Annotated in this window: 3 protein-coding genes and 7 pseudogenes; 7 read left to right on the top strand and 3 right to left on the bottom strand. The window is 45.1% G+C overall.

From position 1 onward, the window contains the following. Positions 1-231: 231 nt before the first annotated feature. The 4 genes and pseudogenes from DSM107010_RS42615 to DSM107010_RS34515 form a co-directional block, all read left to right on the top strand. Positions 232-546: pseudogene (locus DSM107010_RS42615) on the top strand (SDR family oxidoreductase); the annotation flags it as partial. Positions 547-876: 330 nt separating this feature from the next. Further along, positions 877-3,390 (top strand): penicillin acylase family protein, encoded by a 2,514-nt coding sequence (locus DSM107010_RS34525; RefSeq protein WP_106169872.1) that lies wholly within the window; start codon positions 877-879, stop codon positions 3,388-3,390. Positions 3,391-3,698: 308 nt separating this feature from the next. Further along, positions 3,699-4,647: pseudogene (locus DSM107010_RS34520) on the top strand (IS5 family transposase). Positions 4,648-4,683: 36 nt separating this feature from the next. Continuing rightward, positions 4,684-4,839 (top strand): annotated as a pseudogene (locus DSM107010_RS34515) (IS701 family transposase); the annotation flags it as partial. 12 nt (positions 4,840-4,851) lie between these two features. Here DSM107010_RS34515 and DSM107010_RS34510 read toward each other — a convergent pair. Both DSM107010_RS34510 and DSM107010_RS34505 read right to left on the bottom strand, forming a co-directional pair. Then, positions 4,852-5,443: pseudogene (locus tag DSM107010_RS34510) on the bottom strand (IS66 family transposase); the annotation flags it as partial. Positions 5,444-5,629: 186 nt separating this feature from the next. Further along, positions 5,630-6,550, bottom strand: a pseudogene (locus DSM107010_RS34505) (IS66 family transposase); the annotation flags it as partial. Positions 6,551-6,623: 73 nt separating this feature from the next. Between DSM107010_RS34505 and DSM107010_RS41760 the strand changes: the two are divergent. Next, positions 6,624-7,115 (top strand): annotated as a pseudogene (locus DSM107010_RS41760) (transposase); the annotation flags it as partial. A 463-nt stretch (positions 7,116-7,578) separates the two neighbouring features. Here DSM107010_RS41760 and DSM107010_RS43385 read toward each other — a convergent pair. Further along, positions 7,579-7,737 (bottom strand): annotated as a pseudogene (locus DSM107010_RS43385) (IS6 family transposase); the annotation flags it as partial. 370 nt (positions 7,738-8,107) lie between these two features. On the opposite strand from DSM107010_RS43385, the gene DSM107010_RS40595 reads away from it, so the two are divergent. Then, positions 8,108-8,539, top strand: a complete 432-nt coding sequence (locus DSM107010_RS40595) for a COG3415 family protein (protein ID WP_199755961.1) — start codon at positions 8,108-8,110, stop codon at positions 8,537-8,539. A 518-nt stretch (positions 8,540-9,057) separates the two neighbouring features. Continuing rightward, complete coding sequence (locus tag DSM107010_RS34475) at positions 9,058-11,586, top strand: hypothetical protein (protein WP_199755960.1); 2,529 nt, start codon at positions 9,058-9,060, stop codon at positions 11,584-11,586. Positions 11,587-11,658: the final 72 nt, after the last annotated feature.

Raw genomic sequence — 11,658 nt, 5'->3', positions numbered from 1 at the left:
TTTATATTTTTAGCTGGGTAGCTTGTTAACTCAGTACTGCTGAGTCATTTTGTCATTGGTTAGTCTAAACTCCAGTTAGATAAAATTAAAGGGGTACATCATATTTCTACCATTGCTGTTTTTGAGTCATCTTTTTATTTAGGAAAAATAGTGGACGAATCAGACCCACTTACTCATAGCTCTGGCATGAAACTTACCTACTCTCAAAGTAAATGAGTTACCGAAAAATTAGCTAATATTGCGCGATCGCGAGGTATTCTCGTTTCTGTCTACAGACCACCCTTTATTTCCGGTCATAGTCAAACAGGTACTTGGTATACAGATGATATTATTTGTCGAACGATCGAAGGTTGCATCCAAATGGGAAGTATGGCTGGTATAACTGACATATTGGATTTATCTCCGGTTGATTATGTCAGCAAAAGCATTGTCTATCTATCCAGACAACGCGAAGCACTTGGTAAATCTTTCCATTTACACAATCCTCAACCTATTTCTTGGCATCAGCTAACAGATTTTCTTCGTTCTTTAAGCTATCCCATTTAGTATGTTTCTTATCAAGATTGGCAGGTACAGCTTAGTAACCAAGCGCGATCGCAGTCGCATCCCTTATATCCTCTTTTACCTTTCTTGCTCAAATATTCTCCAGAACATCAACCAGCTAGAGAACCGAAAATTAGCTGTCAAGCAATGTAGACCGCGCTAGCAGAAAGTTCGATTATCTGCCCTGCGGTAGACAATAAGTTACTGAATACTTATTTTGACTACTTAATTCGTAGTGGTTTTTTGGATGCGAAATGATAAACATCGAACTTTCAAAAAACATAGCAGAGGCTATAAAATATTGCATGGTAGCCAGGATAGTGAATCACAGAAATGAAACAATCTTCATTCTGGAAATGGGCGATCGTAGTTGTTATCGTGGCATTGCTGCCGATCGTACCGACAATTAGTAGTGCTGCTCGTGAAAAATATCTCGCGCCCTCAAACTCTAATCAACCATATACCCTAGCGCCCTCGGACGCTCCGATCCCAGGTGAATCTTGGAGTGCGCTCGACACGGCAACTAGTAAGACGATCGGTCAAGTACCCGCCACGAAAAATTTAGATTTGGACTTGTCGCTCAACTTACCAAAGCGAGAAAACAAGGTAGAAGTGTTTCGCGAACCGTCTGGGGTGGTTCACATTGAGGCAAAAAATGAAAACGATCTATTTTTCTCCCTTGGGTTTGTTCACGCTAGCGATCGCCTGTGGCAAATGGATTTCCAGCGCCGAACCGTTGCAGGTCGGCTTTCCGAGGTACTCGGTGAGACAACCCTGGAACAAGATACGCTCAATCGTAGCATCGGGCTTTACCGCGCCGCCCAGTCAGCGTATAACAGCCTGCCTCATAAAGTTAAACAGGTGGTAGAGCAATACACCCAGGGAGTTAACGCCTATCTCAATCAGAATCTTCCCCTATCTGAAGAATTTCAACAGTTGGGCTATAAACCCGAACCGTGGCAGCCAGCTGATGTTTTGGCGCTACAGAAGTTACAAAGCTTAGGACTATCGACTAATTTTGAGAGTGAATTATTTCGTTCTCAGCTGCTAGCACGGGGACTTAGCTTCGAGCGGATTCAAGAAATCTTTCCGCTCTACACGGGCGATGTCACCATTTTACAGCCAGAGGACATCGAGAAAATTCCCGGCTTGACTGCATCAACTCGTGCGGAGAGACAAGGGGAACGAGGAAGAATTTTACCTGCCTTACCCACTACCTACGATACTTCAACTAACTCAGGGCAGGCGACACTGAAGTCAACCTTGGCTTTAAGTCAATTATTCTCTCCCACACCTATAGCCTCAAATAACTGGGTGGTTGCAGGCGATCGCACCACTACAGGCAAGCCTCTGTTGGCGAACGATCCCCATCTCCGCCTGCAAATCCCGTCCACTTGGTATCTGGTAGACCTTAAGTCTCCTACATTTAAGGCGATTGGTGCTAGCTTGCCCGGACAGCCTGGAGTGGCGATCGGACGCAATCGCCATATTACCTGGGGTGCAACCAGTTTACTAGCAGATGTGCAAGATCTCTACATCCTGGCAGAAACTCCAGATCGAAAAGGTTACGTTTACAAAGATCGGTTTCTTCCCTACCAAGTCCGCACAGAAACAATCAAAGTTTTGGGTAGGGACGATGTTGTCGTTTCAGTGCGGGAAAGCGTTTATGGTCCAGTCATCTCCGATGCCTTGGAAATTAGTCAACCAATGGCGCTGCAATGGGTTAGTCTGGCTCAAGAGGATAACTCTCTGGGTGCATTCCTAGACATCAATCGAGCAAAGAACTGGCAAGAATTCACCCAAGCACTAAAATCCTACGTTGCTCCTGGACTCAACTTTGTTTATGCTGATGTAGATGGCAACATTGGTTATTTCGCACCTGGTCAGATCCCTATCCGGCAACGGGATCATACTGGGCTTGTACCTGTACCAGGAACGGGTCAATTTGATTGGCAGGGCTTCATTCCCTTCGAGCAACTGCCTCAAGTTTACAACCCAAAATCGGGTTTTGTTGTCACTGCCAACAATCGAGTTGCGCCTGATTCTTATCCCTATCAGATTAGTTTGGAATGGGCTGAACCTTATCGAGCAGAGCGCATCCGCGAGCTGATCTTGAGTCAGGATAAGCTATCTTTGCAAGATATGCAGGCAATTCAACTTGACCAAATAACTCTACTCTATCGCGACTTCAAACCAATTCTGGAGCGAATTCAACCAATTTTAAACAGCTTAGATCCCCTTCCTACAGCTACTTTAGACTGGCTGAATCAACTATTAGAGTGGAATGGTAATGTTAGTCCCGACTCTAGAACAGCTACGGTTTTTGAAGCATGGTACACGGAGTTGACCAAGATTTCGGCAGCAGCGATCGAGCAGGAATTCTTGGCAGGGAACCAGATAGAGCCTACTCCTCGCTTTCTATTGCAAGCATTTTCGAAGGGCGATTTAGTCTTTGGCGGAACGCCAAAACAATTCCTAAATATTGCTGCTGAAGCGTTGCAAAAAGTCGCGATCCACTTTGGCAATGCCGTACCTCAGTGGGGGGAAATTCATCAGGCAGTGTTTGAAAATCCAGCCTTTCCGTCAATTAGCCGTCAGGTTCCCTTTGGGGGCGATCGCTACACTATCAATGTTGGGACATACGATTCCCAGACTTTTCTAATGCGAAACGGATCTAGCTATCGTCAACTGATCGACCTCAGCAATCTAGAAAACTCCCAGTTTATTCATCCGATTGGTCAATCCGGACAGCTATCATCTCCTTTTTTCGATAATCTACTCCCCCTGTGGCAGCAAGACCAGTATCTGCCGATGAAGACTAAGGATTTCCCAATAGCTGCACAGTAAAGCTGAAATACAGAGATAATTATGAAATTGCTCAAAGTAAAGCATTTGAAATAGCTGGACTAGCTCGAACAAAATTTATTCATACTTTGTTTCGTTATCGAGTTAATTTTATGCAATATGCTTTTTGAATTTACTGCCCAAAACTTACCAGCAAGTTTTCATCTTTTTAACAAAATTTTACACCACAATGAGACTAGCAATTGTTTTGAAAAAGCCCTAATCATGACGTTCTTGCATGAAGCGGGCGTTGTTGCACAAATAAGTCAAGATAGTTAGATTTTGAGTATGTCCTGAAGACGAAGCAACCAATGAAGACAAAAGCTAAAGCGAGTTACGGTGTCCGTAACTGGAGTGAGTACGATGCTGCACTCAAGCAACGTGGTAGTGTTAGCTTTTGGGTGAGTGAAGAAGTCATCGGGCAGTGGCGCAACGAACAAAAAACAGGGAAACGGGGAGCCAGCAACTACTACAGTGACGTGGCGATCGCCACGATGGCAACAATTCAATCACTGTTTCACTTGGCCGGACGACAAACGGAAGGCTTTGTGGAGTCACTGTTCACGAGAAGTGGGAATTGATGTGGAAGTGCCGGATCACTCAACGTTGTCACGGCGATTGGGAAAGCTGTCGGTGGAGTTGCCTGTAGTACCCAAAACCAAAGCAGTGCATGTGGTAGTGGATTCAACTGGCGTGAAAGTTTATGGCGAAGGCGAATGGAAAGTCCGCAAACATGGGGCAAGCAAGCGGCGAACATGGCGAAAGTTGCATTTGGGAGTTGATGAAGCGACGGGGGAGATTTTAGCGGCAGCGGTGACAACGAATGACGTTGCTGACTGTGAGGTGTTACCCGAGTTGCTTGATGCCATTGCCGAAGACATTGCACAAGTGACGGGCGACGATGCCTATGATACTCAAGACTGTTACGATACCATTGACCAGCGTGGAGCGAGTGCCGCCATTCCCCCTCGACGCAACGCTAAAATTTGGCAACATGGGAACCGTAAAGCCCCGCCGCATCCTAGAGATGAAAGTTTAAGACGGATTCGTCAAGTCGGACGCAAGCGATGGAAGCAGGAGAGTGGCTATCATCGACGCTCGTTGTCTGAAACAACCATGTTTCGGCTGAAGAGTATCTTTGGGGGCAGGCTGCGACGACGCACCTTTGACAATCAAGCAGTGGAATTGTTTCTACAATGTGCGGCACTCAACCGCATGATTCAACTGTGTCAGCCTGATAGCTACAAAGTGGAAGATTAATTAACCACTCGCTCAAGTCAAGTGTGGTCTTTTCTCATTCATGCAACAAAGCCGCCTAGAGTTGCTGCACCCACGATAAAATTTGTGGACGACTACTGTGAATGGTATCAGAAACTCTTTCCAGAAGTCAGAAGTTTTGGAGCGTTTAAATATTTGCATGTCGGAATGATTTCAGAGATAAAACGTAAATCATAAAGTAATTGTTCAGGGGGTGCGGTCTTGAATCGGTAACAAAGAGGGTGCTGGTAGACCTTGCCGGGAGGCTCGACATGCTTGCACTAAATACTCCAACACCGAGCGATTTTGGGCACGCAAAGAAGTGGCGACTGTGAGCATTCGGGAGACAAACAAACTGCCTGCCTGGCTCTGGGAACCAAAACTATTTTTGCGCCATAGCACTGCCGGACGAAGCGCCCGCTCCGCCACATTGTTCGTCGGTTCGATGCCCTCAGTGGTCACGAATGTCCACAACGCTGGTTCGATTTTCAACAGTTGCTGGCATGTGCGAACCGTTTTCGCTAATGGCGTTTTCTCTTTGGGGGCAATTTCATAACCTGCACCTTCTCTGAGCAATTGCCTAAACTGCTCTCGAATCGGTTGCACTACCCCAGCAAAGTCACTTCGACTCAGCGTTCCATGTTCCATCGCGCACGCGATACCATTGCTCAAATAATAAACGCTGTTGTTCCAGCAAGGCTTGACCGAGTTCTCCCGCCACACCCTTGCGTTCGGCAATTTGAGTCAAATCTCGTTTGAGATGCGCCCAACACACCTGTCGGTGCTCAGTGCTCAAATGAGTGTGACCAAAATTGGATGTTCTATTTAATCAAGCTTTTCTTGTCCTGCAAAAGATGCTGAATATTCAAAAGAAAAAAAATAGGAATTTATAGATTTGAAATTGCAAACAGCACAAACCACCTAATTGCAATGATTTCAGCTTTTTACATTAGATTTAGGTCACACCCATTGAAAGCTCAAATGGTTGTAAGCACTCTTCGCGGTCGCTGCCCACGATGCCGCTAAACGTCTGACCCAACAACTGCTGGCAGACCTGGCTAGAACGACTTAAAAACACCCCAAAGTAGCTGACTAATGGGGTCACCATCACCCACAGCCATCCCTTATGACCTTTGTCATTATTGCCGTCATTGGTGCCTTGAGCAAAGCTGGTTTCATCCACATTCACCTGTCCTTGCTGTTGCACATACCGGTGGGCTTCCGCCACTGCTGCGGCTACCGAGGTGCTACTCTCCTGCCGCAGTTGGTTGATACTGCCGACGGATAACTCAACCCCAAACAACTGAGCCAGCAACCCTTGCACCATCCGATGCGATTGCCGATACTGCCCACTCAAAATGCCTACAGTGGCGACAACCCGTTCTCCATGGCGACTGCCACTGATGACCTCCTCATCCCAGACTCTTGTACTCACACCACAGCAGCCACAACGCACGGCATGAAACCGATGTTCCCTCACCACGGGTAGCACCGGGGGAATCTCGACCTGCTGCACCCGATACGGCTCTGGGTCTTTGCCCTGCAATACGGCTCCACAGTTGATGCAGTGTTGGGGATAGTGTTCCTCGACCGTCTCGCACGCCTCTAACGGATAGAACTTCTGTTCATGTCCGCCGTGCCCCAATTGTCCGCCTCGCGGTTTCCCCTTCTCCTGCTTCTCCTTGGGCTTTAACCCTTTACGCTGATCGTGGGAAGGTGGTTTTGGCGAGTTCTGGCTATTGCGCCCAAGTTGCTCTCGCAGTATCGCGTTTTCCGCTTTCAATGCCTCATATTGTCGTTCTAATTGCTCGATGCGTCCCAGCAGACTGCGCTTCACACTGTCCGGCGTTTGTGCCCAGTCTGAATCACTAATCGGCTCAATCGAGGTGGAAACGATTTCACTCATCTCGCTACCCTAACAGCTACCGTTGTTTTTCTCGATTAAATTTTGTCAATCCCCTGAACGGTTACATCATAAAAGCGAGATTGCTAAAACTGTTGGATTAAATAACGAGCAGGGTCTACTTCATTTCCTGACAGAATCACCGTGGAAAGCATCAAAGTTGGGAGAAGAAAGATTAAAATTAATTTTGCTAGTGTTGGCAGGGCGAGAACTCGTGCTAATTATTGATGAGATAGGAGATAGAAAAAAAGGAGATGCGACTGATTACGTCAAACGACAGTAGATTGGAGATCTAGGAAAAGTAGAGAATGGGATAGTTGCTGCAACTGCATATGGATTGTTTGAGGGGATGACATTTCCATTGACATTTGAGGTCTACAAACCAAAGGAGAAATTAAAGTCAGAAGATATATATCAAACGAAACCTCAGATTGCTGCAAAAATGATTCGTTATGTGCAGCAGTTTGGATTTAAAATCCGACTGGTGCTAGCTGATAGTCTTTATGGAGAAAGCCATAGTACTTTCATCCGAGTAATGATGGAATTTCAGCTAAATTATGCTGTGGCAACCATCCTTAAGCGCGGGACAAGGTTCAGTTTACACTCTGCTGGGTGTGATGCCATATAGTACCAGCGAGAGAGTCTGCAAGCAATATTGGGATTATTTTTACAAGCTTCAGGACATCCCTTACCGTAGCACAGTAAGCTTATTTATCAATGCAAACGCATCTTGCTGAATCCTCTTCTTTAGTAGAGTCCAGTAATTTTACACCTGTAGAAGTAGAAGTGGCTTTAGGAGAAATTTTAGAACAACTTACTTAAGACGAAATATGAGAACAATTGTTCTCAAAAAGTTGTGTTGTAAAGCTCGATACGGGAGGTGACGGGAGGTGGTAGAGTGAAAAATCGTGCTTGCTCTTTCTCATTCCCAGGTAGTGTTGCAAAAACTTGAGTTGAACAGAGAACTCTGTTTCCAGGAGTTGAATTATGCAGCTACCCCAAAGATATGATACATGAATTTGACTCGTTCCCTAATGGCAGATATGATACATGAATTTGACTCGTTTCCTAACGGCTCCTTTCTCCACATTTTCAATTTTACCTTTGTGCATCATATTCATAATTTCATAACCCCTGATTGTTCGCCGTGCCGTATTGAATAAGCCAAAGCCCATCCCAGGTTTAACTAGTACAACGCGGCATAAGTAACCCAATCATTATTATGGGAAAATAAGTAAGTAGATAAAAAGTGGTTTTAGTTGACAATTAAGGAATCAGAAGTGGCACGATTAGCTCCAAAAGTCTTAAATCTAAACGATTCTGAACGGAATGAACTGCAACAGTTGATAAACCGACACAGTACACCACAACAAATCGTACTACGAGCCAAAATAATTCTACTGGCATCTGAGGGGAAAAATCATCACGAAATCGCTATGGCTCGTTTATGGCGAAACCGATGATTGGAAACCTGTGGATGCGAATTATCCATACCCCAAAGATTGCAAGACTCCGAGCGTGCTGGTGCACCCGTAAAATTTAGTATGGAGCAAGTAACCCTTGCTATTTGCGCTGGCATGTTCGCCACCAGAAGACTACGGACGACCAATCAGTCATTGGACACCAAGAGAACTGACAGACGAAATTATGAAACAAGGCATTGTCAAAAGTATATCGGTTCGTCATGTAGTTAGATTATTAAAGGAAGCTGAACTTAAACTCCACGCCTTGTCGCTACTGGTTAACCCCTCTGAGGATGAAGAATTTGATGCAAAAGTTGAAGATATTACGGGTTTATACATCAGCGCAATTGAGCGTTACCAAGGCGGAGAACGCACAATGTCTATTGATGAAATGACAGCCATTCAAGCTACTGAACGCATAGAAAAAGACTTACCGATGCGACCAGGTAAAGTTGGAAGAAGGGAATTTGAGTACATTCCTCACGGCACACAAAGCTTAATTGCGGTTCTTCAATGTTGCCACTGGTAAAATTGTCGAACCAAGTTGTGGAGATTCAAGAACAGAAGTAGCAATCTACTTGTGATTTGGGTAGATGCTGGTTTTGATGGCGAAAATTTTGCTCGTGTGATGGCACAGGTGGTGAGCGCCAAAGTAGAGGTAGTTCGCCGCTCACAATCTAATTTTTAAGTTTTACCTAAACGTTGGATCGTAGAGCGAACTTTTGCTTGGTGAAATTACTATCCTCGTCTAAGTAAGGATTACGAACTCTTACCAGAGGTGAGTTAATGATGTACACAGTGATGATTCGATTGATGCTAAAATGATTAGCACAGTCTCATGCCACAGCTTCATAACCGTCTAGAAACAGTCTCTAAGATAAAATAGATTGCTCTACATACATTCTAGTTCTTATCGATCTACAACTGTCGTATTTAATGATGCAAAAATAGATTCAATTTCTCTTTGTCTTATTATCATTTTAGCTATCAAAACTGCATCTTTAAAGCTCAGAAAAAATATTTTTCTCTCGGTAAGAGATTGTTTTCATGAAAGTTACTCAATTGCTTTTAGTTCAGTCGTTGGACTGGAAAAATATTTCCCCCGAAATTGGGGCTGCTACAGTCGTTGCAGTTATTAGTATAGGCAATCTCGATCTTTGTTGGGCTTTTTTGCTATTCTTATCGATCGCAACGCTACTCAGGTTAGTCTGGAATAGTGCCATTTTCATTCATGGTTTGGGACACGCGATCGCAATCGCCACTCTCGACCGACAACTAAACGCTCTGAATATCATCAATATTCTCGAACATAGAAGTATCGCTGTAACTTTGCGATCGCTACTGCCTTTTGAACCAATATTTATGCCTGGATGCGATCGAGCTGATTTATGGGTAGCAGCAGGTGATCGCACTCCTTGGCGGATTAGAATTAAAGCTCTGGGTGGGGTTGGTTTTAATCTTCTTGCTATTGCCCTATTATGGCAACTTTCTTCTGATAGTTTCGGCAATATTTGGACGAGTAATTGTCAGGCGATCTCTTTGATTAGCACGTTGTTTAATCAAACTTTTCTGGGTGCTAATTTACTAATTATTCTTAGCTCCTGGTCCGATCTGGCAGCATTAGTGACTGGAGTTGCAGAGATTTTTTGTTGCGGTAACTTTGGCTTTTTAGGTCAGCGCAATGCTTCGGACGATCCGCGCCAGCTTTTACCAGAGAGAGTGGTAAATGTCTTTCACGAAATGGGACGAGAAACAGAAATTCGCGGCGAACAAGCTGGTGGTGGACTGGTTGTGGCGACAAACCGAGATAACCAGACTGTATTTGTCGGGAAAAAAGTTGTCAACAAAAAAAGAGACAATTTGACAACATCTCTAGAAACAGCTTTTGCAGCGGAAAGACGCAAAGCAGCACTCGCAGGTATTAAACCCCTAGAATCAACAGTGATGGGGGTGTGGCACTATCGCTTTGGCACGAGCGGACCCCCAGCTGTATTAGAAACTCATTGGCATGAATGGATGAGCGCCAGACAAGCATCTGTATGGCAATTTCTTGAGGGAGAGTGGGTTCACCAGTACAAAAACGTCAATCATCGGATTACCCACAATGGCGATTTTGATGCTTGGACGCTGTTCGATCGCTCGATTGGAAATACCGAGTTAGGCTGGTGGTTAGAAAGAGTTTTGCATACCCCCAACCACACGCGGGGAGATTCGCCCAAAATTGCGGGCATGATGGATCTACTCGTGACTCAAGGTATGTGGGATGCTTCGGTAAGATTAGCCTATCAACTGGCGATCGCTCCTTCAATCGAGTCAGCCTTTGGCGGACAAAAACCCGCCGTTGATGCTCCGAATACAGCCCCTTCCCCGCAAGATATCAGTAATTGGGCTGCCACATTTGAAAATATCTTCGTGCTATATCGCAAGCTTTTAGCAGCTCCAGATTCTCCCGCCTGTAGCCAATACTTCTGTTGTCTGGAACACGATACTTTGCAAGCGACTACCAATGACAGATCTGTGAGCCAGCAGTCATGGTATTGCCAGCTTTTAACAGCTCCAAATTCTCCCGTCAGTAGCCAACACTTCAACGATCTAGAACACGATATTTTACAAGCAACGACCAACGATAGCTCGATGAGCCAATGGTCTTGGCAGAGAAGAGTCACTTTTGTCAGAACGGCAATTCATGCTTTCTTTCACAACGACTTGTATTTCGCCACCAAAACCTTCATGTCGAGAGCCGAAGGGAGTTTTGGTTTAGTTACGGTTTCTACCCTAGAAGAGGGACGATTAGTACTGAGCGCACAAGGACAACCAATGTCCATTGGCTTCAATTGGCAAGACGCATACATGGTTTACGCTTCCGAACCAGCCGCCGTTGATGCTGTGTTACTGAATTTACCAGAGTCTTACCGCTTGGATTTAGACCAGAAATTGGGAGAAATCGCACTAGTCAGCTCTCAAGACATTGAAGTTTACTCGATGAGTCAAAAATGTGAGGTAGCTTTATCTGAACTCAAGGCTAGATGGATCTCAATGGCAGACCATCCCTATCTACCGCAGATCAAAAATCCTGAAAACGACATCATAGATCCAATTGCCGCCGATCTTCGAGACATTCCACCAACTTTGGCAGAAATTAAATTGTCGTGGCAGAATTCAGATTCGCTCGATCGCCAAAGTGCAGATTATCTGGTTCAACTTTTTTGCGAAAAGGCACATAAATTCGAGCAAAAGTGGCAAAAAATGGTGCGTGCTGGCTTGACCGAACACATGCAGCAATTACCGTCTGTCGATCTGCTCGTGACAGGTGTAGAAAATAGTTTGTGGCTGGGAGAGAGATTTGCCCAAGATTTAAAGATCGTCTTTCCGAGGCTCAATGTGCGGGTCATCTCTTCTAATGAAGTTTTGCAGCAACTTCAGCACGACTTTAGCAGCTTGCAACTCGGTAAAGATTCGATCGTCCTAGCGATTACTCAATCGGGTCAAACCTTTCCTACTGTGCAGGCAATCAATACCTTCGACCAGTTGTATCGGCAAGACATCATCGGCGAGCTGTTCATTTTAACTACGTGAGTTCGACGGCTCAAAAAATAGTAGGAGGTAGAGCTGGCAAGCCATGAGGATGGATATCTAAAGACGGCTTTT

It is taken from the genome of Chroococcidiopsis cubana SAG 39.79 (assembly GCF_003991895.1).
GTDB lineage: Bacteria > Cyanobacteriota > Cyanobacteriia > Cyanobacteriales > Chroococcidiopsidaceae > Chroococcidiopsis > Chroococcidiopsis thermalis.
This window is presented reverse-complemented; position numbering and strand designations above follow the sequence as displayed.

Bases quoted from the DNA above. Each gene is read 5' to 3' on its own strand.
- DSM107010_RS34525 (WP_106169872.1), top strand. From the start codon at position 877: ATGAAACAATCTTCATTCTGGAAATGGGCGATCGTAGTTGTTATCGTG.
- DSM107010_RS34475 (WP_199755960.1), top strand. From the start codon at position 9,058: ATGAAAGTTACTCAATTGCTTTTAGTTCAGTCGTTGGACTGGAAAAAT.